Below are 20930 nucleotides of genomic sequence, written 5' to 3'. Positions count from 1 at the left end.
GTACTTTATAGCTTACGCTAAATTGAAATTTGGTATCAGCATCTGCGGATTGCAAACGGCACGGTAATCAGCTGACCCAAGTGATTTATCCAGCACCGCAATATAGCAATCGCCGGCTTTTCTGGCACTTTCACCCTGCGGTCGCACCAGCAGGGTATCTGGCATGAACGCAGGCAGTAACCCGGAGGAATCAAGCGTCTTATAAGGTATGAGCCGCAGCCCCTGCCCTGGCGTTTTTGAGAGGCTAAAGTTTTTTAACTCCGGCGGCATAGCGCTGCCCAGCGCCTGCTCTTCGCAAACAATAACCGGACAGTGCGAAAACGGCTCGGTCAAATTGCTCCCGGTATCAACCAGCGCGGGGAAGACGCTCACCGCCCCTGCGTGCAACACGGTTATCTCGCACAACGTCCCCTTTGGGGAGCCACGCGCCAGCAAGCTAGACAAGCCACCTGCAATCAAATAAGCCGCGATACAACATCCGATGAGCGCCGCCGCGCCTATATCAAGGTATACCGCCCCTTTAGAAACCAGCATGCCACGCGGGCGCATTGTCACTGATAAAAGCAGCAACAACCCGGAAGTGAGCAAGCTGACGGTGAAAAGGCAAAACACCGACATCATAACACGTTTAAAACCCTTACACCCAAAGGCGGTAACCGACATCATAACCGTCAGGAATAGCTTATATAAAAGCAGCACGGCACGGTTATAAACCGGCACAAAGATAATTAGCGCACCAAAAGCGCCGAGAACAGCCGCCAGACATAGCCGCCAAAACACCGGCTGCCGTCGGATGAACAGCGCTGTTATCCGCAGCAAAATAAAGTTGACCATAAAGTTGATGACAAGCAGAACATCCACATAGACAACCGTGGGCAAGACTCTCTCCCCCTTGTACACATGAGTATACCGCGCCAAGGCTTCAATAATTGTCAAAACCACAGAGCTTGTACTCGGGGCATTTGTCCAAGCAAGCTGATTGTCATGCGGTTTTTGGCGGTCAAGCCAAAATTTATCTATATTTTTTTAATGCATATGCCTTACAAATTTAATGGTATCACGCCGGTTATCAAGCCACCTTGAAACCTTTTTTATTGCTTCGGCATAGGATGAAGCAAACCTTTTTTTGGAGTTGATTGAATATGCCTTGCAGATGTAACAGCGCCTCTGTCGCATCCGCTTCTGAAACAAGCACCGTCACCACAACAAATAACAACGCAAACAACTTCGACGGACCCAGATGCGGCAACGCAAATCTACGCGCTAACACGGCCAATAACAACAGCAACCACAATGGACGCGGCTGCGGTCGAGGCCGCAACAATGTCGTCGCGGGAACCAGCACAACCAACAACAGCACGAACGGCCCATTCTGGCCGGTTTTTGCCGAACAGCCCGTCAACAACTCAAATGGCGGGAACAAAGGCCGCAACAATGGCCGTGACTGTTGCCGGAATAACCTGCGGAATAATTGCTGCTGCTAGCGCCTGACTTGCAATACCTAGCCTTCGCCCCCTTTGTTTTGGTAATCCCGCAGTAAATGCGACCCTCAAGCTCAACACATCGGCAGTGCCTACCCGGTTGAGTCAAGGTGTCGCCTTTTGCTGCGGGATCGCTGCATGGTCAAAATGGGCATGTTCCCCCGAGTTATTACGCGTTGTTTTTTATTTTTATGCGCGGTATAATCAAGATGCGATAAAAACTAAGAAAGTCGAGGGATTGCCATGCTGCGCTTTAACCGCCTTCGTTCATTCTTGCTAGCAGCGCTGCTGATTCTGGCCTGCGCCTGCCAAAAGCCCGGAACATCTTCTTCCCAGCCCGCACCCGAGGTCCCTTCGCCCGCTTCGTCGGCGCTGTCGGACATGCTCTTTGCTGCTGAGATTTACGAAGACTATTGCGGGGGACTGGACTGGGACGGCACCGATTACAGTGCCACTGTGGGCTACGCCTATGGCTGGCTGCTGAAAAATGATCTGCTCGACGCCCTTGCCAAAGATGATACACAGGGCGAAACGCTCTACACCCTGCCACAGCCGATAGCCGAAGTGATTTGCGACCTGTATTTCGGGGTGGATATTGCCCCGAAAAACGAGCAGTATGCGCTCACCTACTCTACGGCCTACGACGACGTTACCCCGCCCTATGTGCTCAAGGGCCCAACTGAGTTGCCCGCACCCGAAGCAGACGGAAGCTATCTATTGACGCTGGCGCGCGTTACGCCCGACGGTGATACGCTGCGCAGTGTGCGCTACCACTTTGTGCCCAAGGTGTTGCAAGAGGAGCTGACCGCCCCGGTGAGCCGAGTCCACCACAAAAATGATACCGTCTGGCAGCTCGCGGCGGTGACAAACCTGTCTGAACCCGCCCTGCCCAAGGCACAATATAAGACGGTACGCATTTCGACAGTGGACGAACTGCTCCAAATGGCGTCGGCAGTCAATTCCGGCGACCGTCAGGCACAGCAAAAGCGCTATCTGTTGGAAGCTGACCTCGATTTAGAGGGCATCTCCTTCCCCACCATCGGGGTCAACCGCCCGCTACTGCCGAACGACATCCGGGACGACAGCCCCCAAGGCTTTAACGCCGTCTTTGATGGACAAGGCTACACCATCCGGAATGTAAGCATCACGCTCACAGCGCCCGAATCGCCCGACGCCCCGTTGGTCGGTGGCTTTTTCTCGGTGATTGGCCCCGGCGGGGAGGTTCAAAACCTCACACTCGAAAACGCCTCGGTCTCAACACCCGTCACCGCACCGCCCGCCGCCGGGGAGGTCGCAACCGGCCTGCTGGCAGGCCGCTGCATGGGACAGGTCAGCGACTGTCACGTCTCGGGTAAGGTCGTCGGGTACTATAAGACCGGTGGTTTTGCGGGCTTCATCGGTAACTATCAACACGGTGACGAGGCGTCCTTTGCCCGCGTCACCAACTGCACTGCCAAGGTAAGCGTTGCAGGCGATAGCGAGCTGGGCGGTTTTGCGGGCTCGCTGCATGGCGCAATCCTTTCCGACTGCACGGTGGAGGGCGATGTTGTCGCCGTTTCGGGGCAGATTTACGGGGCGCCGCGTGCCATAGGCGGATTCTGCGGCTTCTCGGTCGAAGGCCGGGTCGAAAACTGTGAGGCCTCGGTCTATGTCAAAACCATGCTACCCGCCGAATGGGTCGGCGCATTCATGGGCTATAATCAGGGTGCCATTATCAACAGCCGCTACAACCTTGACAAAGCACCCTACTGGGAGCCGGTGGACGTCATCTATAACAACGCCATCAGCGAAGTAACTGCCTTTTCGTCCAATGTTAAGCCACTTTGTCCGACGTGATAGCGTCGGATACAGCAGAAATATAAGCTTTACCCACCCGGTGTTCCACCGGTATTTTAAGGAGGATATCCATGACTAAAAAACAACGCGCCGCTGAGGCGGTGCGCCTTTTAAAAGAAGCCTATCCCGACGCCATCTGTTCGCTGGAGTATGAGAAACCGCATGAGCTTTTAATCGCAGTGCGGCTCTCGGCACAATGTACCGACGCCAGAGTGAACCTTGTGACGCCCGAACTGTTTTCAAAATATCCGACACTTGAAGCGCTGGCAGCAGCAACACCGGAGGAGATTGGCGAAGTGGTCAAAAGCTGTGGGTTGTATAAGACCAAGGCCAGGGACATCGTCGCGATGTCGCAGATGCTGCTCGAGGAATTTGACGGCGTGGTGCCCGATTCGATTGAACAGCTCACCCGCCTGCCCGGCGTCGGGCGCAAAACAGCCAACCTCATCGTCGGGGATGTTTATCATCAGCCTGCCGTCGTGTGCGACACCCACTGCATCCGCATCACGAATTTGTTGGGGCTGACCACCACCAAAGACCCGCTCAAGTGCGAAAACGAGCTGCGGGCCTGCCTGCCAATGGATGAATCGAATGATTTTTGCCACCGGCTGGTGCTGCACGGGCGGGCCGTCTGCGTCGCCCGACGCCCACAGTGCGACGTCTGCGTGATGGCCCCGGTCTGTCGTTTTGCGCAAAAAGGCAAGAAAGTTGCCAAAGAGGGATAAGGCTGCGAATGGCTGGCGCCCCCGACAACGCAAAAACGTATGTTAAGAAAAGATTATAGGAGAATATCGAAAACATAAGCTCGTATATATAAAAAGGTCGGGGATCATTTCCCGGCCTTTTAAATTTATAGGAAACAGCAGCGGAAGTTTGGCTTCCACGAGTTTCCCAAACTCGCATTAAAATTGCCGTTTTGGACGTTTGAAAAAACGCAGGTTGTGACTCTCTATTACATTCAGGTGGATGGAAAGGCTGTCCCCAACAGTATAAACTGCGGCGATACCGCGACCTTTGCTTTTGATGCCATCTACGGCCCAAGAAGCATCAATGCCGTATTTAAAAAGAAAGTATAAGCACCACACATATACAAAAGGCTGGGGAGATACCCCAGCCTTCTTTTTTTGCTTTGTACTGATAACCGCTCTGTATCTGTTTTCTCGCTACCCGGAAACAAGTTAGCACTCGGTATATTTGAGTGCTAAAATTAATAATTTATATAAATTTTTTACGAGATTTCCTTACAATTCTAGCGTATAGTATAGTTGTAGCAACAAAGACTGGAAGTGTAACAGATAAGGAGGGTGAATCCAATGAATTCGGTTACATGGGTGCCTTGGTCACCCGAACCGTCGGTTCCGTCAAATAAGCAATCAAAACAACACGTCATTGAATGGAGGAATTGATATGTTTGATCTAATGCCCTTTGACCGCAGACGCAGCAGCATGATTTTTAATCCGTTTTCTGATTTCGACAAGTTTGAAAAAACCTTTTTCCAACGCACCGGGCTGGATGAATTCAAGGCCGACATCAAGGATATGGGCGACAGCTACCAGTTGGAGGCCGACCTGCCCGGCTTTAAGAAAGAGGATATCAACGTCTCGCTCGATGGTGACTGCCTGACCATTGGCGCCCAACGCAGCACCGAAAGCGAAGAGACCGACAGCAAGGGGAACTTTGTGCGGCGCGAGCGTTCTTACGGCGCTTTCAGCCGCTGCTTTGATGTTTCCGGCATCCAGCAGGACGCCATAAAAGCCGAGTACACCAACGGCGTTTTAAAGCTGACCTTGCCCAAGAAAGCCAACACTTTGCCGTCTTCGCGCACCATCGCCATTGAATCGTAAGCTTTAGTACAGCAACCGTGTAATGGCAAACACATCAACAGCAAATTCATAATGGAATATTCCCCTTAAAAAGCGCGCCCTGTCCGGTGATCTGCCCGGACAGGACGCGTTCTTTTTGTAGTGGTTTGCAATTGCAGACCATTCACTTTTCTTAATAACATCGGGCGCTCTTAGGCACAAAGCCGAAAATGCTGCCAGTTGCTGCATCGGGGCAACCCCATGGCAAAAACGCTCTTCCAAGCTGTTTTACATCCTTATATACTTGAAGATTTGCGGCAGAGCCCCCAAGTTTATAAAAAGCTTGAGTCAAACTTCAATTCTACGCAGACAATCGGTTTCTCGGTAAAAGCAGCGCCCTCACAATGTTGTAAGGGCGCTGCTTTTAATCATTTTCAATGGCATCAGACCTGCGGCAGTTTCTCCCGCCGCAGCATAGCGCCCACACTTGCATTGCCCTGACAAGCGATGCTGATCTTCATATGCGGATGGCGGGCAGCATCCAATGGCTCTCCCGCTTCATCGCGCAAATCCTCCACCGTCAGCTGACGGGGCTGCTGCCCCGGCTCTAAAAGCTCTAGCACATCACCTTGGGCAAAGCGGTTTTTCTCAATCAGGTACAGCCGCCCATTCTCACAGCGCTCCACCACCGCGCTGACCTCCCAATCCTGCACATAGCCGCCCGCGTAATAGCTTTGCTGCAGCGGCTCGCGTCCGTAGAAAAATCCGGTAGAATATTCCCGGTGAGAAACGGTTTGCAGCTCGCGCAACGTCCATTGAGGCGCGGACTTGCCTTCCATGGCGGCATCCAGCGCGGCGCGGTAGGCGTTAGCCACCACCCCAACGTAATAAGGGGACTTGGCGCGCCCCTCAATTTTAAAGCTAGCGATGCCTGCATCGGCCAGTTCGCGCAGGTGCTCAATCATGCACAAATCTTTCGCGTTTAAAATGGTCGAGCCGTGTTCATCCTCAAACACCGGCAGGAATATCCCCGGGCGCTTTTCCTCCATCAGGTGGTAGCTCCAACGGCAGGGCTGCGAGCATTCACCGCGGTTGGCGTCCCGCCCAGTGAGATAGTTTGAGATGACGCACCGACCCGAGACCGACATGCACATTGCACCGTGAATAAACACCTCAAGCTCAAGCTCCTGCGGCGTTTTGGCACGGATGGTCTTGATTTCGTCGAACGTCAGCTCGCGCGCCAGCACCACCCGCTTGACGCCCAAATCATAAAGCGCGTTGGCGGTCAAATGATTGACGATGCCGGTTTGGGTTGAAGCGTGAATCTCCATATCCGGCAAAAGCTTGCGCGCCGTCGTCAGCACGCCAAGATCGGCGATAATCAGCGCGTCGATGCCGGTTCGCGCCACCTGCACCAAAAACTCGGGCAATGCGGCGGCTTCGTCACAGCGCGGCAGTGTGTTTACCGTCAGGTGCAGCTTGACGCCGCGGGCGTGGGCATAATCCGCCGCCTCAGCCAGTTGTTCCATAGTAAAATTCGAGGGTGCGGCGCGCATGCCAAATTGGGTGGAGCCCAGATAGACCGCGTCCGCGCCGTAGCGGATGGCGGTTTGAAGGCGTTCAAAATCCCCGGCGGGACACAGCAGCTCAGGTCTTTTCATCGGTTCGCTCCTTTATGCTCTGATGAGGAAATTGCAAAAACAAGCGGGCACAGGCGATGCACAAACGCGCGCCCGGCCCGCCGTTTATTTTTAAAGCTTTACTGCACGTCGGTGCCGTGTTCGGCACCGCCCGCGGCCGCCGCCCGGCGGACGTTGGCATAATGCTCATCGAGTGTTTTGCTGTAATAATATTTGCCGTTGATATCGGTGACAAAGAAATAATTTTGTGATTCCTCGGGGTTTATCGCCGCCTTGATGGCGTCTAGACCGGGCGAACAGATGGGGCCGACCGGCAAACCCTTGCACACATAGGTGTTATAGGCGTCGTAAACTTCCTGCGTGGCGCGGCTCTGATAAGGCTTGATGTCGTTTTCAACATAGAAAATCGTCACGTCAGACTGCAACATTGGCAGCCCCGCCCCGACGTCATCTATGCGGTTGTGAAACACCGAGGAAACCATGCTCATCTCGTCAGGGTTGCCCGCTTCCTTCTGGATGACCGAGGCGAGTGTGATCACCTCGTCAAGCGTCATGCCCGCATCCTGTATCTTAGAGTAAAGTTCTGGCATGATGCGGTTTTGGAAGTTTTTCAGGAATTTTTTAGCCACCGATTGCACGTTCTCGCCGACGTAGAAATCGTAGGTGTCGGGGAAAAGATAGCCCTCAAGCCGGTAAAAACGCAGGTCATTTTCGGGCATCATATCGACAAACTCATAGGGTAGCTCGCTCGTTTGGGTGTAACTGATAAAATCCTCAGCCGAACAAACTTTGTTCTCTTCAAGTGATGCAGCAATTTCGCGCAGTGTCATACCCTCATAAAAGGTGATGGTGACCTCCTCTTTGATGATGTCACCCGAGCGCAGCGCCGTGATAATGCGGTCGTAGCTCATATTGGAGTTAAAAACATAGCTGCCCGCCTGAAAATCGTTATCTTTTTTACGCAGCGCGGCATAAAGCCTAAAGGTCAGTGGCTGCTCGACCACGCCCTTTTCGCCTAACAGCTGGGCAATTTGGTTGACCGACATGCCGTTTTCAATCGTCACCTCAATCTGCCGATCCTCTTTGCCAAAGGCGAGGAGATCGGTCGCGCTTGATATGGCGAAGAAGGCTAAAAACCCGGCAGCACCAAGTACCAGCAACACCGAAACCAACAGCGCCATTCCGTTGGATCGGCGCCGCCGCCGCCTGCCCTCAGGCTGGGGGCGCTCTTCGGATAAATTTTTTCTCATTGCGGGTTTCTCCCTTCGTACATTGTAACCACCACCACATCAAAGGCATAGTATGTAATAAATCATCAATGTGAGGTGAAAGTCAAGTGTGGGGTAATAATTGCGGTTGCCTTTGGATCATCATCATCATCATTCTGCTGTTCTGCTGCTGCGGATGCGGTGGGCTAGGCGGCACCAGTTGTGGAAATGGATGCGGCAACATGTGCGGAAATAACTGCGGATGCGGTAACAACTGCGGATGCTGCTAAACGCAACTGATTTTCTTACTTAGGCGGAACGCCAGACAGAAAGCCCTTCTGGGGCTTTCTGTTCTTATGTGTAAAAAATTCTAAATGGATTAAGGTTTTAATAAGCCGCTTTTAGCGCGGCTTACCCCCCTGGTTGCGCACGGCGGTGCCGGCGGTAAAATATTCGGTGACAATGCGGTCAACCGGTACGTCGAATCGGCCATGCCAAAGGTGTGCCACAAGGCAGCACTTATATAGTATCAACACCTTTTCGCCGGGATAATCGCGCAAAAAACGATCGTAGTATCCGCCGCCATAACCTAGGCGGTAGCCATTGCGGTCACAGGCGAGCGCCGGCACCACACAGATGCTGTGCGAGAAATCTCGCAACAAACGTCCGGGGTTGGGCACCGGCTCCAAAACCCCAAAGGTGCCGGGCGAAAGCTCGTCCAGGCTTTCAATGAGATAAAACTCCATCTCGCGCGTACCCGGCACGCAGCGCGGCACCGCCACGCGCTTGCCGTCTGACAGCGCCTTTGAGATAATCTCGCGGGTATCGACCTCAATGGGCATCGAAACATAGACAAGCACCGTCTTGGCGCGCCGGTAACACAACAACGACCGAAGCCGCACCGCGATGCGATGGTCAGCCAGCGCCTTGCGGTTTTGGGTCATCAAATGGCGGCGCTCTTTAAAACGGTTACGTAACGCGTTTTTATATTCTTTAATGTTGGCTGGTTTTTCCATTAATCTTTCTATCAATCCAGCACCAGCGAAAGGTACGGGGCCTTTCCCTGTGGTGCATCCCTTTCTGAAAGATACCATCTGGTCATGGCAAAAGGTTCAGGTGCGCCGCCAACAATAAAATCAGCAGGCAGGCGAAGAATAATTCTTTCGCAGTCAAACCGCGCGGCAATTGCATTTAAAACCTCGGGATAAATCGCCTTAGCCGCCCATTCCTTGATGATGACAGCGTTCCCCGCGGGATAGCAAAGCGCGTAGCCCGCCTCGGGTGCATCAAACACCACTGTTTCACCCCCGAGTAGCGCGGCTTCTTTTTGCTGATAGGCAAGTGCCTCTGTGTTCCAGCGGGCGTAAAGACCGCTTTGGCCAAAAAAACTGTCGCGCAGCGCCAGCAGTTCGGGCAACTCGGCTGTTTTAAGCGGTACCTGACTGCCACTTTTTGTCGCTGAATAGATCGCTGTTTGGCGGAAAAACTCGGTGCTAAAGCCGCGCATGCCGTAATAAGCGAAAAGCGACGGTTCGGCGGGGACAAGCAACGAGAGCGCAACCCCTTCTGCCGCAAGCCGGGCATGGGTGGCTTTAAGCAGCCCACCGCTCAACCCCTGCGAACGGAAATCGGGGTGCGTTCCCACAGCGTAAATATACCGAGCATCATAATCTGTTTCTTTTTCCCGTATCGTAATCGGCAATAAATACAGCATTGCGACCGGCGCACCCTGAAAAAGCGCCACCATTGTATTCTCTGGTACAAAGCGGTGATCAAAAAACAGACTGATATAGTCCGGCGCATCGCCAAAGACGATTCGCCAAAGCTGTTTTAATGGCGCCGCCATTGCGGCGGTCGCCTGTGTGAAGGTGAATTTTTGTTCTTCCATCATTTCTCAGCAGCGGCATAGCGCTCATACATCATCACGGGGCGGTAAGATTCCTTCGCTTTTCGTAGGCCTTCTTCCCCGAGATCGTCCTCGCGGTTAACAAATTCGTACTGATCCAGCGTATTTTTGACAAACTGCTGGTTTATCATCGGGTAGGCACCCTGAATATCTGAAAACGCCTTTTCGACATGTACCACAAAGGTGTCGTCAGTGACGGGACTGCCAAAGGTAAAGGCCACCACCTTATTGCCCACATACAGCACACCGCCGATGAGCCCCTGCTCAAAATAGTGGTTAAAGGCACTACGCACGGCGCAAGCCTCGCGATGCAGGCTGCTGTGTTTTTCAAAACAGCCGTTCTGCTTGCACCATTCAACATTCATCGCCTTGGCGTCGTCGATGTTCTTCTCGGTCAGCGGCTCATAGCGCCAGTCGGGATTCGCCGCCACGAAGCGGTTGATGTGATTGCGCTTTCCGTGTAGCTTTTTTCCAGCAAGAGTCGCCAGACTCTCACGGCTGTAAATATAGTCAAAGTTATCGCGCACCGCGGTAAACTTGAACCGCCCGGGATAAATCTGCTCAATTTTTTCGACGCCCTCGGTGGGGATGCCATACATTTCAAACGGAATGCCCATCGATTCGGCGTCGGCTTCCATAGCTTTGAGCGCTCCGGCAAAATCGCCCCGCCCGGCGGGATAAAGGTAATGCATACGTACCGCGCCGCTGCGGGCGATCATAAAATCTTCAAAACGTGCAATGCGAACCGTATAAGTAACGGCCCAGTTAAACAAGTTAGCAAAGGTATATTCGCTGCCGCGCAGACCGGAATAGCGCATCACTTGCGTGGTCCAGTCCTTGTCGGCCATGGTGATTTCTTTAAATTCTAGCATAAGGCCTCCGAAGTTCTACTGTTTTGCTACCGCACTCAGGCGGGAAATTTCCGCAAAAGCGGCGTCGGCGATGACGTCGACGGGATAAGGGTTGTGTGCCGCGTCGGAGCAAGGTAAAATAACCCAGCCCAGCGTATCTGCGGCGAACAGTGCCGCCTCGCGGCAGGACTCCAAATATGCCCGGTTGCGCTCGTGCAGATCTTTTTTTGCCTCGTCGCCGTTGTAGCGCTGCGCCATCAGACGCTGAGAGGCTGCCGGGTGCATGTCAAGATATAACACCAGATCTGGTTTTGGCAACGCGAGCTGCACATATTCATAGTATTCCAACCAACTGATATAGGCCACCCACTCATCGCGTGGCAGCTTTGCCATCTGATGGCAAAGGTTTGAGGTGGTATAGCGGTCGGCAATGACGGTCTTACCCGCCTGATAATCATTTTTCCATTCGCGCTGATAACTGATATAGCGGTCAAGCGAATAAAAACCTGAGGCGGCGTAAACATTAACATCATCGAGTGCGCCGACCTCGCCGCGCAGGTACATTTTAACCAGCGCCGAAGATTCGCTGTTATAATCGGGGAACGAGATGGCGCGAACCGCCTGTCCGTTTTCCTCAAGCCGCTGCACTGCTTTCGCCGCCTGAGTGGCCTTTCCGCTGCCATCAAGACCTTCAAAAACAATCAGTCTGCCATTCATTATGCCTGCGCCCCTTTATAGCGTTCCCGCATTTCTTTCATTCTTCCACAGCTCATCTTGCCTTCGGGGCAGTTGCCCGCCACACAGGGCGGCCCCGAAAGGCCAAACATCACCGGCGCCACCTCTTTAACCAGCATCAGCATCTGGTCAGCCACCTCGCGAATTTCCCACTGGGCGCGGGTGCAGCAGCGATGGCGGAAAAAGTTATACAGGCTGCGAGTGTTCATCGTGACAACCATGCGGGTTTCACAGGCGTTCGGCAACACAAAGCGGGCATCCTCAATCGCTTGTTTTTCGGCTTTTGTTGCAGCTTGCTTCTCTGGCACACCTTGCGCCAATAACGTTTTAAGATGCTTTTCCTTTAAAATTGCCGTAATTTTCTCATAGCTTTCGGTGGCGGCATCCATTGCCTGGCGATAGGCGAGAAGCGCCTGAGGGTCGGCAGCCACCTCGGGCGGCGTGACGTATTCAAACGGCGAAAGCCGCACATAGCGCTGGCTTTGCACACTGTAAGAAGCGATACGGTGCCGGGTGATCTGCGCTAAAAGCGAACGCGACACCCCCTCAATAGCAAAAGTAAAGCTGGCGTGCTCAACTGGGCTTTCGTGTCCCAAGTCCACCAGCATTTTTAAAAAACCCTCGGTCTTTTCAGGGGTGAGACCATCAAGCAACCCCTCTACCGACTGCGCCGAATAACATAGCTTGGCGGCGGCAGCCACCACCCGTTCCGGCTCAGGGGTGTGACATAAAAGCGTAACTTTTGGCAACAACAAGCCCTCCTTAGATTTTGCCTGTAAACCCAGGCATACAAAAGAATCCCTGCCAAAACAAAAGCGCGGCGGGGAGAAAACGCCATCGATAGTACTGTAAATTCCTTTATATAGTACCCTCAAAACACTTTGATGTCAATAACTGACGGGTTTTATCAGGCACATTCAAACCACTTTTTTTGCCAAAAACAAACCGCAAACCGACAATAAAAAAATACTGAAACAGCCGATTTTATCTGGATTTTACCATTTTATCCCCAATCGCCATAGGTGTTTAAATTTAAAACAAAAATAGTTATCAATTTGTTAATTGCTATATCTTATACACTACCTTATAATTCAAATAATAGCAAAATTAATAAGTCAATTAGGAGGTTTTTAAAATATGAAGGGTTTTGCCATGTTAGGCTTAAACAAAGCAGGGTGGGTTGAGAAGGATTGCCCCGCCTGCGGTCCGCTGGATGCAATTGTCCGCCCCATTGCGTTGGCGCCATGCTCGTCGGACGTGCATGTTCTGCACGGCGGCTCAGGCGAACACGAAAATCTGATTCTTGGGCACGAGGCGGTCGGCGTCGTTACCGAAACCGGTAGTCTGGTCACCAAGTTTAAGCCGGGAGACACCGTTGTCGTCCCCTGCACCACCCCGAACTGGCTGGCCCCCGGCGTTCAGGGCGAATACAACGCCCATGATGAAGGGCTTATGCAAAGCTTTAAGTTCCTAGGTTCAAAGGATGGCACCTTTGCGGAATATTTCCACGTCAACCAAGCAGACGCCAACCTGGTGCTTTTGCCCGAAGGTGTCTCACCCGAGGCAGCTGTCATGACTGTCGATATGATGTCCACCGGCCTGCACGGTGTTGAGAACGCCAATGTACGATTTGGCGATACCGTCGTTGTCATCGGCATCGGCCCTGTCGGCCTGATGGCGGTTGCGGGCGCAAAGCTTCACGGCGCAGGGCGCATCATCGCCATCGGCACCCGCCCCAACTGCGTTGCGGTCGCCAAAGAGTACGGTGCGACCGACATCGTCAGCTATAAAGAGGGCGACATCGTCCAACAGGTGTTGGAAATGACCGGCGGCGGTGCGGATTCGGTGATTATCGCGGGCGGAACGCAGGACACGCTGCGTCAGGCTGTCGATATGACCAAGGCTGGCGGATATATCTCGAACGTCAATTTCTTTGATATTAAGGATGTGCTCTCGATGCCCGCTTATTCGTGGGGATTGGGCATGGCAAACAAGACCATCCGCGGCGGTTTCTGCCCCGGCGGTGCACTCCGAATTCAGAAGATGCTGGAATTGGTCAAGTATGGCCGCATCGACACCACTAAGCTGATCTCCCACCGCCTTAAAGGCTTTGATAAGATCGAAGAAGCCTTCAAGCTGATGGACGAAAAGCCGAGGGATTTAATTAAACCCGTCGTAATAATCGACTAAGGCACTTTCTTAAATTTTTAGAGAAGCGGCTCCGAGAAAGACAATCTCCCTAACGAACAATTTGAAAAAGCATACAGAATACGCAGTTAGCAAAACCGCACAGACATTCGTCCTGTGCGGTTTTGCGGCCTTTGAACTATAGGAATTTAATAGCGCATATATACAACTTTCATTGCGCTCCAAAATTCCTTAATAGTTTTAACCATGCTTGGCGCCATTGCAGAATCTTTTTTCAAATTATGCGCTATCCGTTCGCCTTTCCCATTTCACCAGCCATTTTAAAGCCCTGCTTTGCCGCAAACACCGCTATAATTTCGTTGATGACAGCAGCTGCCGCAATGGTTCCAAGAACAATATCACGATATTGGCTGTAAACGCCAGTTAGCGAAGAAATTGCAATACCGGTCAAAACCAACGAGACACCGGAATGTGGCATTAAGGTTAAACCAAGATATTTTTTGACTGTGGTCGGCGCGTTTGAAAGATAACCCCCCAGTGCCGCACCGCCAATTTTGCCTGCCGCCCGCATGATGATATAGACAGCAGTAAAAGTACCCGCGCCCAAAATTAAATGACAATCAAGCGGAACCCCTAGGTTTAAAATAATGAGGGTAAAGCAAGCGCCAATCAACGGATTGCAATATTTCATAACGGCATCCAATTTTTCCGTAGAAATAATGTTGGCAAAGCAAGCGGAATAGGCCATGCCACTGAGCATAAAGTTTAGGATAGGGAACGGCATCAGGTTTTTATTGCTCCACATCGTAAAAATAGCGGCAAGCAGCGCGCCGAAGAAAACAACGAAAGCATTTACTTTGTTAGACCGGCAGCGCTTTAAAATTAGCGCTACAGGCACACCAACCAGCAAGCCAATTATTAATGGGAACAGCACTACAAATAAAATGATATAGCTTGGCACGGTAGCACTGGCGGTCTTTTTTACCACAATGCTCATGACGGTAAGGAAAACCGTGATCGCTATAATATCATCCAAAACAGCCATAGGGATCAAAGTTCTGGTAACGGGGCCTTCGGTTTTATATTCCGTCACAATAGACAAGGCAGGGGCGGGCGCTGTTGCCAATGCAATGCCGCCAAAAATCAGCCCCAGAAAAACCGGAATGCCCATATAATAAAAAATAGCGGCAAAAGCGGCGCTGACCAATACAAAGGTTGACAAGGATTGGACAAGGGTGATGATGAGAATTTGTGAGCCATAGACACGCATTTTCTTCCATACCGCTTCTGTTCCCAACATAAGACCCATACCACACTCCAAAATCGACATCAAACTGTGATATACAGGAGCATCTAATATTTCCTGTGTTAAAAGATTAAAAGCATGGGGGCCAAGTAGCATACCTGCCATTAAAAACCCCAGCACTGCCGGCATATGCACTTTTGAGGCCAGCTTTCCTGCGCAAACCGCCAGCAAAATTACAATAAGTAAGCGAAAAATATTTTGCAACATAGTTAAAAATTCCTTTAGATTTAATATGTTCTGTTAAGTCAAGCAGCTTTTGCAGTTTGACCAGAATCTAAAATCTATGTTAATATACGGATTTAAGAACATGCTCAATTGCAAAAGAAAGGGGCCACGTCATTGTCAAATGCCAGATTTACCAAGCTTATGATTGCGAAGGGATTAAAACAGCTTCTTGAAGCAACACCCTTTGCTGAGGTTTCGGTAAGCAACATCGCTAAACAGTGTAAAATCAGCCGAAATACGTTTTACTATCATTTTAAAGATAAATATGACGTCATCAGCTGGATCTTTTATACCGAGATTACGCCGATTATCGGCGATGTTGTTGAGATTGAACATTGGAGCGATGGTCTGCTTTCTCTATGCGGTTATATGCAGGAAAATCGAAAATTTTATCTGAATGTTCTTGAGTTTCAAGGACAAAACAGCTTTTCAGAGTGTTTGATGGATTTTTACAAGAATCTCACCGAGAATATTTTGCGGGGCGCCAACGGCGATCAGGTGCTTTCCTCGCAGCAGATTCGTCAGATTTCTCGTTTTTATGCCCACGGTCTGACAGGCGCTGTCCTTGATTGGGCAAAAGGCGGCATGACCCAAGACCCCAAGCCCACAATCGCCACATTGGAAAAATTGTTGGCAGGCGACATTTTCAAGGGGATTCTCCAAATCAATCAGGAACCCTGACCGGAATAATGCTTTTTTATTTTATCTTTAACCGAATTGGGTGGCATGGTCCAAATTTTGGCCCATACCACCCATTTTTGTTGACACATTTCAATTCTTTGTTCCAATGCTTTTATGAATTCTTCGTCACCAATGGTCTCTTTTTCAGCAAATAGGGTGCCCGCGCATGTCGTATGTCCATATGCTTGGCACCCTTGGGTAATGTTGCATCGATGCCGCCATATTTTCAAGGCATTTAGCTACTCTTCCATTCCTGCTTTCCTTCCCCCTATTTTGCAGTAATTGCGTTCTTAGCACCAGCCAAGAGCGCTGTATATAATAAGGTGTAAAATTACATCGAATACCGCACAATCATCCGCACAACAAATTAATCAAAGCATATCAGAAAACTTACGAACTGTCATTTCACAATAGAGAGGTGTTGCACAAAACTCGGACAAACATGCCTTTTTGTGAGGCTTTATCGCCAATATGTCAAAAATTGCAAGCGGTTTTAGAAAAAGCCAAGCAGACCATGTAGCTGAATGTTCTAGCTACTAAGCTTCTGAATTTGTTTATTAAACGTGTGCAAGTGGGTGAACGTGAGAAACACTTCCCCCACACAGCACCGAGTTAAAACAATCCCCCAGACCTGATACGCCTCATCATAAAAGCGGGGGCACCCCGCCCCCGCTTAACTGTTGATGATTTATGATGATGATAAGCTCAAATATGTCAGCCTTGAACCGCCGGACACCCCTGCCCGCCCAGCTTACGCTTGGCTATGTATAGCGGGTAGTCGATATAGCAGTTGCTGCGGCGGCACCCACCGGGCACGCCGTCGCACTCGCCCCGCTCGCCGATATATTGCCACATGCCGTAATCGCGGCGGCCGAGCTGGCGCCGCAGAACCGCTTCATCACAGCGGTAGTCAGAAATCCAGACATCGCGCGAGCAAAGCCGGGTGAGGTTCAGATAAGTCTGCGCAAAGGCGGTGTAGGTATAAAACATGCCGCAATAACCCAGCCGCTCTATTTCAAACAAAAAGGCGATGACGCTGTCGGTCAGACCCTCCTTGCCCTGACTGACAAGGCAGGGGAGATCGGTTTCCCACACACAAAAGGCAATTGGCATATTGATTTTACCGGGGTGCTGCTCGGCGATCTCCACCACCTGACCCGCTGCGCGGTGCGCCGCTGAAGGATTCTTGGTGTACGCATAGACGTAAAGCCCGACCGAAAGCCCCGCCGCGCTCGCCGCCTCAATGCTGTCGTCGATATAATCATCCTTCACCACGTCGCCGTAATAGCCCGCCCAGCCCACGCGCAGCATGACCCCCTCCACGCCAGAAGCCCGCACCCGCTGCCAGTCAATTGCCCCATGCCGTATGTTGTGTTCCGAAATGTCTATAACCTGTTTGTTCATCACTTTCTTCCTTTCTTGCAAGCCACCGCAGCCGTGGATGAACAGCGTGCGGCGCTTAAAATGTTATCCTGAATTTTGCGTTTGAGGCGCATTTGAACGCGCTTGTCTTTAAAGCTTATGAGCCAAAGCGGCGGCTTATCCCACCCGGCGGAAAGTTTATCAACCCTAAGTACATTCAAATTGACGCAAAAAGGCGAAGAGTCCGCGCCCGCTGACGGAGTCGAGTCCCTCCGCCTTATGTAAATGATCTGCTTGTTAAAACAAGCCGCCGCGCGCCGGATTTTTGCCACCCTCAGATTTTATCGAGCACGGAAAACCGTTGCCCGCCGCAGTGCCGCAGCAGTGTGACCTTATCGCCCGGCTTTAGGCCGCGCGTAATCGTCACCGGTACGTCGGTCAGCTTGATTTTGCGCACGGTGCCGGTGCCGGTAATTTCGACCCCCTGACCTTCGGTCAGCTCGCAGCTTATCGTCGCCTCAATCGTTTGAAGCGACGGGGGAATCTCGATCATATCCATTGGGATGTCGAGCGGCAGCGCGTCGATGCGCATAACCGTGCCGGTGTAGGTGCCGTACTGTACCCGCGTTAGCGGTTCGACTCGCAATATCTCGTGCACAACGTCGCGAATTGCTGTAAACAGGTCCATTTTAAGGCCTTCCTTTCGTTTGTTGGGTTACCAGTTGTTAGAGAGTAGCATCGCGCCGGAGTTTAGTTTGTCACATATCTGTTGGGCAAGATATTCGCCGATATTATTAAGCTCGCTCTTGCTTTGCGGAATACCCTTAAACTCGTTGTTGATATTTAGATTGATGTTCTGTTCAGGCGCAACACTGGTTGATGCGGGTTGCGCGACGACCTGTACTGATTGTGGCTGCATGGTGGCGATATGGGTTTGCATGTTGTAGATTTGCGTGGATTCATCAGCTCCTGTGGAGGGGTTGGGGATCTGCATGCGTGCTTCATAAGCGCCTTTTAGCTCTTTCCCTGCATTGTCAATTTCACGCTCTATCATCTTCGCCGCTTCCTCTGCCTTTCTGCGTAAAATTGCCATTGGTGTATGTGCTGCTTTAGCCTCAGCGGCAGCTTGGTATCCTTCTTTTAGTGGTTCTATCAATGCCGCAGCATCAGCGTCACTCCCTATAAATGGCAAAATACTATACAAATTCCCATTCATCAAAGGGGCCGGGCCGTTGGTGGCAGGATTTGGCATGGGGTTGATACTGTAATTTATTTCGCCAACAAGCTTTCCGGCATTCTCTTTAGCCCTTATTGCTTTGTTGGTCAATGAATTGTACTGATTAAGTTCAGCTCGCTTCATCTCTTCACTTCCATCTAATTTGGAGCCAAACAGTCCGGTTACAACTGCTGCCGCCTTAACCAGCGGATTAGTAGAATTTACAAGAGTGACCAAAGAAGATGCTTTAGAAACTCCATCAGATATACCTCCACCGCCAGTACCACCGTTTAACCGAAAATCAATGACAAGATCCATCAATGCTCCTTGCGCTTCGTTTATCGCATGTAGCATTTGAAAGGTGCTGTTATGCGACACCATAGATTCCTTGGCTGCCATAGCCGCCACCGTGCCCACTGCATTGACACTATCCATGAGCGAATTCAATGAATAATCTGCCTTTTCCCGTTGTTCACTACTCTGACATAAAATATATTTAAGATAGTCATCGACAGCCTTTCGGCTATCTTCAAAGGTTTGGCTCAAATTATATTCCATATTTTTCTTCCTTTCCGTTGTTTTTTTAAATTTTCTATACCATAATAAATTTGAGGTGATTTAAGTGATTTTGTGCCAAGAAATTTCATTCCTTACCGGTTGGCATTCCATACAAAAGATTAACGATCTCGTTCTTCCTTACCTAAACGAGATAAAGAGTGAAAATATCAAACACGTAGTTGGCATCCCTGTTCCAAACGGCATGTCAGGTTACGTCATTTTCTACGAAGACGAGAACATCTACGCCTGCCCAAAATGCGGCCACCACATTTCCAATACCTTTTCGTTTTGTCCCAACTGTGCCCACAAAATGGACCCCAGCGTTGATGAACCGCTCAAATGCCCCAGTTGCAACAACGACGTAGCTTATACGTTTGACTATTGCCCCCATTGCGCAACAAAGCTTAAATAATTTACATCGTCCCCCACCGCCCGCACAACCACGGGCGGTTTTTCATTTTTTCTACTGCGCCGCAACTTCCTCGGGCTGGGTCTCCTCCGGCTTTGCCGCCTGCGTCTCCACAGTATTGTGCAGCTCATAGAGCAGAATCAGCCGTGCCAGCTCACTGTCGGTGACGAGGGCGGTCAACGCCTCGGCGGGGTCAAAAACGTTCTACCGCGCTGCTGAGAGAGCGCATAGAGAAACTCAGCGTTGCGCAAGTTCGGTTTTACCAAAGCATGTGCTACCATGGTGGTCAGCATCCGGATGTTGCTCGCGTTTTCCCTTGCCAGCTCCGCGCCCTCGGTGGCGGTCAATTGGCGCAGCTCCCATTCCAGTGGGTTACCCGCGTCATCCACAAATTGGGGAACCCCTAGCGGGGATTCCCCACGGTAAAACGGTCTCCCAGACCGTTTCTCCTCCCCTCCTGCGCTTTTTTATGGGTATGGACACGACGGGACGCTGTCCCGCGCCCTGCAAACTTTTGAAAAAGTTCGATCAAAAACTTTAATCTGTTTGGGAATAGACTGTTACCACTCGCTGCGCTGAATCGTCAGCTTCATAGTGTGTTCCGCGCCCGAAAAGCTGTGATTGGCGCGGGTAATCAGCACGCGAAAATCTAAGCCCGCCTGTGCGATATCCAAACGCACCTCGCACCCCGCCCTCAGCCGCAGGTCACCGATGCAATCGACCGAGAGAGTCTCGCTTTCCTTGCCGCGCTCGTCCAAAATGCTTTGTGCAAGGCTTTTCATCTGCGCAGCGTTGCCATTTGACACCGTCTTAAACGCCACCAGCTTGCCCCACTTGGCGATCAGGTCGGCATTCTGCGCAATGATAGCGCTTTTAAGCCCTTCTTCGCTACTGCTTTTAGCCACCTTGACGTAGTTGCAGGCGTTATCCCCAATGGCGAGGCCATAGCGATAATCGGTGGCAAGGCTGCCGTCTCCCACAACAATTCCGGTGCGCAGATCATATAAATCGCGCAGCGCCACCGCTCCGAACTCGTCTCGCAGCATATAGCGGCAGCCATTTAAATTCCGAGTTTCGTCGATAGAATTATAGAGCATATTGAGATAGCTGCCGCTCTCGAACAGCTTTTGCGACAGCTTCACACCGGTGTTGGCCACTTCACCGATGCGAATTCTGTCCCCCGCCTGTGCAAGCACCCGCGCGACAAAATCGGAGAGCGTCTCGTTTTGGCGCATCAGCGGCGCTTCGGCCTTGAGATAGCGCAGCTGATCATAGGCGGTGCAGCTGGCCTGGTCCGACCCTCTGTCCACCTTGAACAGGAATCCATAGAACAGCTTGGTACCTTCGTAGGTGAAGATGACCTTATCACCGACAGAAAACTTCGCCGTCTGCGCAGCAGGGAGTGAAAAATCCAGCGTGGAAGGTCCACCGTTTAGCTCTTCAACCCAGCTTGCGCTATATACCACCTGAGAAACGTCAAGATTATTGACTAAAAGCATGTTTATTCCTCCTTAATTTGTTATGTGAAAAAAGCCCGACCCGCACATGCGAGCCGGGCATTTCCC

Annotated in this window: 24 protein-coding genes; 8 read left to right on the top strand and 16 right to left on the bottom strand. The window is 51.3% G+C overall.

Annotated elements, in window-relative coordinates; genetic code table 11:
* Positions 1–12 precede the first annotated feature (12 nt).
* Positions 13–879: a sigma-E processing peptidase SpoIIGA gene (locus tag RBH76_12260; protein ID WMJ83496.1), complete on the bottom strand. Its 867-nt coding sequence runs from the start codon at positions 877–879 to the stop codon at positions 13–15.
* A 263-nt stretch (positions 880–1142) separates the two neighbouring features.
* Here RBH76_12260 and RBH76_12255 point away from each other — a divergent pair, with 263 nt between their 5' ends.
* From RBH76_12255 to RBH76_12240, 4 genes are all read left to right on the top strand, one after another.
* Complete coding sequence (locus RBH76_12255; protein ID WMJ83495.1) at positions 1143–1484, top strand: hypothetical protein; 342 nt, start codon at positions 1143–1145, stop codon at positions 1482–1484.
* A gap of 240 nt (positions 1485–1724) precedes the next feature.
* Positions 1725–3317 carry a GLUG motif-containing protein gene (locus RBH76_12250; GenBank protein ID WMJ83494.1) on the top strand — a complete coding sequence of 531 codons (1593 nt, stop codon included), beginning with the start codon at positions 1725–1727 and terminating at the stop codon, positions 3315–3317.
* A gap of 71 nt (positions 3318–3388) precedes the next feature.
* Complete coding sequence (nth, locus tag RBH76_12245) at positions 3389–4042, top strand: endonuclease III (GenBank protein ID WMJ83493.1); 654 nt, start codon at positions 3389–3391, stop codon at positions 4040–4042.
* Positions 4043–4724: 682 nt separating this feature from the next.
* On the top strand, positions 4725–5162 hold the full coding sequence (locus tag RBH76_12240) for an Hsp20/alpha crystallin family protein (GenBank protein WMJ83492.1): 438 nt from the start codon (positions 4725–4727) through the stop codon (positions 5160–5162).
* Between the two features lie 3 nt (positions 5163–5165).
* Here the strand turns inward: RBH76_12240 and RBH76_12235 are convergent, their stop codons facing one another.
* The 3 genes from RBH76_12235 to mltG all read right to left on the bottom strand — a co-directional run bounded on the left by RBH76_12235 (position 5166) and on the right by mltG (position 8010).
* Positions 5166–5402 (bottom strand): hypothetical protein, encoded by a 237-nt coding sequence (locus tag RBH76_12235; GenBank protein ID WMJ83491.1) that lies wholly within the window; start codon positions 5400–5402, stop codon positions 5166–5168.
* Positions 5403–5563: 161 nt separating this feature from the next.
* Positions 5564–6781: a U32 family peptidase gene (locus RBH76_12230; protein ID WMJ83490.1), complete on the bottom strand. Its 1218-nt coding sequence runs from the start codon at positions 6779–6781 to the stop codon at positions 5564–5566.
* 98 nt (positions 6782–6879) lie between these two features.
* The gene (gene mltG / locus RBH76_12225; protein WMJ83489.1) at positions 6880–8010 is read right to left on the bottom strand and encodes an endolytic transglycosylase MltG; all 1131 of its coding nucleotides are present in this window, start codon (positions 8008–8010) and stop codon (positions 6880–6882) included.
* A gap of 86 nt (positions 8011–8096) precedes the next feature.
* Between mltG and RBH76_12220 the strand changes: the two genes are divergently transcribed.
* Positions 8097–8258 carry a hypothetical protein gene (locus RBH76_12220; GenBank protein ID WMJ83488.1) on the top strand — a complete coding sequence of 54 codons (162 nt, stop codon included), beginning with the start codon at positions 8097–8099 and terminating at the stop codon, positions 8256–8258.
* A 111-nt stretch (positions 8259–8369) separates the two neighbouring features.
* Here the strand turns inward: RBH76_12220 and RBH76_12215 are convergent, their stop codons facing one another.
* From RBH76_12215 to thyX, 5 genes are read right to left on the bottom strand one after another with little or no spacing between them, the layout of a single operon-like run.
* The gene (locus RBH76_12215) at positions 8370–8984 is read right to left on the bottom strand and encodes a 5-formyltetrahydrofolate cyclo-ligase (GenBank protein ID WMJ83487.1); all 615 of its coding nucleotides are present in this window, start codon (positions 8982–8984) and stop codon (positions 8370–8372) included.
* Positions 8985–8995: 11 nt separating this feature from the next.
* Entirely contained in the window at positions 8996–9859 is an 864-nt protein-coding gene (locus tag RBH76_12210) for a GNAT family N-acetyltransferase (GenBank protein WMJ83486.1), read from the bottom strand.
* Positions 9856–10746: a phosphatidylglycerol lysyltransferase domain-containing protein gene (locus RBH76_12205; GenBank protein ID WMJ83485.1), complete on the bottom strand. Its 891-nt coding sequence runs from the start codon at positions 10744–10746 to the stop codon at positions 9856–9858. The genes RBH76_12210 and RBH76_12205 overlap by 4 nt, the downstream gene beginning before the upstream one ends.
* A 15-nt stretch (positions 10747–10761) precedes the next feature.
* Positions 10762–11442 (bottom strand): thymidylate kinase, encoded by a 681-nt coding sequence (locus RBH76_12200; GenBank protein ID WMJ83484.1) that lies wholly within the window; start codon positions 11440–11442, stop codon positions 10762–10764.
* Positions 11442–12209 carry an FAD-dependent thymidylate synthase gene (gene thyX, locus RBH76_12195; GenBank protein ID WMJ83483.1) on the bottom strand — a complete coding sequence of 256 codons (768 nt, stop codon included), beginning with the start codon at positions 12207–12209 and terminating at the stop codon, positions 11442–11444. Before thyX ends, RBH76_12200 begins: the two co-directional genes overlap by 1 nt.
* Positions 12210–12597: 388 nt before the next feature.
* Between thyX and RBH76_12190 the strand changes: the two genes are divergently transcribed.
* The gene (locus RBH76_12190) at positions 12598–13650 is read left to right on the top strand and encodes an NAD(P)-dependent alcohol dehydrogenase (protein ID WMJ83482.1); all 1053 of its coding nucleotides are present in this window, start codon (positions 12598–12600) and stop codon (positions 13648–13650) included.
* A gap of 244 nt (positions 13651–13894) precedes the next feature.
* Here RBH76_12190 and RBH76_12185 read toward each other — a convergent pair whose 3' ends face one another.
* The gene (locus tag RBH76_12185) at positions 13895–15121 is read right to left on the bottom strand and encodes a cation:proton antiporter (GenBank protein WMJ83481.1); all 1227 of its coding nucleotides are present in this window, start codon (positions 15119–15121) and stop codon (positions 13895–13897) included.
* Between the two features lie 132 nt (positions 15122–15253).
* On the opposite strand from RBH76_12185, the gene dhaS reads away from it, so the two are divergent.
* A complete protein-coding gene (gene dhaS, locus RBH76_12180) occupies positions 15254–15820 on the top strand; it encodes a dihydroxyacetone kinase transcriptional activator DhaS (protein ID WMJ83480.1) in 567 nt (188 codons plus the stop codon).
* Positions 15821–16534: 714 nt separating this feature from the next.
* On the opposite strand, the gene RBH76_12175 is transcribed toward dhaS, so the two are convergent.
* The 3 genes from RBH76_12175 to RBH76_12165 all read right to left on the bottom strand — a co-directional run bounded on the left by RBH76_12175 (position 16535) and on the right by RBH76_12165 (position 18956).
* The gene (locus RBH76_12175) at positions 16535–17224 is read right to left on the bottom strand and encodes a GH25 family lysozyme (GenBank protein WMJ83479.1); all 690 of its coding nucleotides are present in this window, start codon (positions 17222–17224) and stop codon (positions 16535–16537) included.
* Positions 17225–17516: 292 nt separating this feature from the next.
* Entirely contained in the window at positions 17517–17870 is a 354-nt protein-coding gene (locus RBH76_12170; protein ID WMJ83478.1) for a DUF2577 family protein, read from the bottom strand.
* A gap of 27 nt (positions 17871–17897) precedes the next feature.
* Complete coding sequence (locus RBH76_12165) at positions 17898–18956, bottom strand: hypothetical protein (GenBank protein ID WMJ83477.1); 1059 nt, start codon at positions 18954–18956, stop codon at positions 17898–17900.
* Between the two features lie 64 nt (positions 18957–19020).
* Between RBH76_12165 and RBH76_12160 the strand changes: the two genes are divergently transcribed.
* Complete coding sequence (locus RBH76_12160; protein WMJ83476.1) at positions 19021–19368, top strand: zinc ribbon domain-containing protein; 348 nt, start codon at positions 19021–19023, stop codon at positions 19366–19368.
* A 51-nt stretch (positions 19369–19419) separates the two neighbouring features.
* On the opposite strand, the gene RBH76_12155 is transcribed toward RBH76_12160, so the two are convergent.
* The 3 genes from RBH76_12155 to RBH76_12145 all read right to left on the bottom strand — a co-directional run bounded on the left by RBH76_12155 (position 19420) and on the right by RBH76_12145 (position 20864).
* Entirely contained in the window at positions 19420–19545 is a 126-nt protein-coding gene (locus tag RBH76_12155; protein ID WMJ83475.1) for a hypothetical protein, read from the bottom strand.
* Entirely contained in the window at positions 19542–19754 is a 213-nt protein-coding gene (locus tag RBH76_12150) for a hypothetical protein (protein WMJ83474.1), read from the bottom strand. Before RBH76_12150 ends, RBH76_12155 begins: the two co-directional genes overlap by 4 nt.
* A 171-nt stretch (positions 19755–19925) precedes the next feature.
* Positions 19926–20864, bottom strand: a complete 939-nt coding sequence (locus tag RBH76_12145; protein ID WMJ83473.1) for a hypothetical protein — start codon at positions 20862–20864, stop codon at positions 19926–19928.
* Positions 20865–20930 lie beyond the last annotated feature (66 nt).

The sequence above is a fragment of the Oscillospiraceae bacterium MB24-C1 genome, assembly GCA_030913685.1.
In the GTDB taxonomy this organism is placed as follows: Bacteria; Bacillota; Clostridia; order Oscillospirales; family Ruminococcaceae; genus Yanshouia.
The sequence above is the reverse complement of the archived record's forward strand: the minus strand, read 5'-3'. Positions and strand labels throughout refer to the sequence as shown.

Coding starts and splice junctions, on each gene's coding strand:
- RBH76_12255 (WMJ83495.1), top strand. CDS start 1,143: ATGCCTTGCAGATGTAACAGCGCCTCTGTCGCATCCGCTTCTGAAACA.
- RBH76_12250 (WMJ83494.1), top strand. CDS start 1,725: ATGCTGCGCTTTAACCGCCTTCGTTCATTCTTGCTAGCAGCGCTGCTG.
- nth (WMJ83493.1), top strand. CDS start 3,389: ATGACTAAAAAACAACGCGCCGCTGAGGCGGTGCGCCTTTTAAAAGAA.
- RBH76_12240 (WMJ83492.1), top strand. CDS start 4,725: ATGTTTGATCTAATGCCCTTTGACCGCAGACGCAGCAGCATGATTTTT.
- RBH76_12230 (WMJ83490.1), bottom strand. CDS start 6,781: ATGAAAAGACCTGAGCTGCTGTGTCCCGCCGGGGATTTTGAACGCCTT.
- mltG (WMJ83489.1), bottom strand. CDS start 8,010: ATGAGAAAAAATTTATCCGAAGAGCGCCCCCAGCCTGAGGGCAGGCGG.
- RBH76_12215 (WMJ83487.1), bottom strand. CDS start 8,984: ATGGAAAAACCAGCCAACATTAAAGAATATAAAAACGCGTTACGTAAC.
- RBH76_12210 (WMJ83486.1), bottom strand. CDS start 9,859: ATGATGGAAGAACAAAAATTCACCTTCACACAGGCGACCGCCGCAATG.
- RBH76_12205 (WMJ83485.1), bottom strand. CDS start 10,746: ATGCTAGAATTTAAAGAAATCACCATGGCCGACAAGGACTGGACCACG.
- RBH76_12200 (WMJ83484.1), bottom strand. CDS start 11,442: ATGAATGGCAGACTGATTGTTTTTGAAGGTCTTGATGGCAGCGGAAAG.
- RBH76_12190 (WMJ83482.1), top strand. CDS start 12,598: ATGAAGGGTTTTGCCATGTTAGGCTTAAACAAAGCAGGGTGGGTTGAG.
- RBH76_12185 (WMJ83481.1), bottom strand. CDS start 15,121: ATGTTGCAAAATATTTTTCGCTTACTTATTGTAATTTTGCTGGCGGTT.
- RBH76_12175 (WMJ83479.1), bottom strand. CDS start 17,224: ATGAACAAACAGGTTATAGACATTTCGGAACACAACATACGGCATGGG.
- RBH76_12170 (WMJ83478.1), bottom strand. CDS start 17,870: ATGGACCTGTTTACAGCAATTCGCGACGTTGTGCACGAGATATTGCGA.
- RBH76_12165 (WMJ83477.1), bottom strand. CDS start 18,956: ATGGAATATAATTTGAGCCAAACCTTTGAAGATAGCCGAAAGGCTGTC.
- RBH76_12145 (WMJ83473.1), bottom strand. CDS start 20,864: ATGCTTTTAGTCAATAATCTTGACGTTTCTCAGGTGGTATATAGCGCA.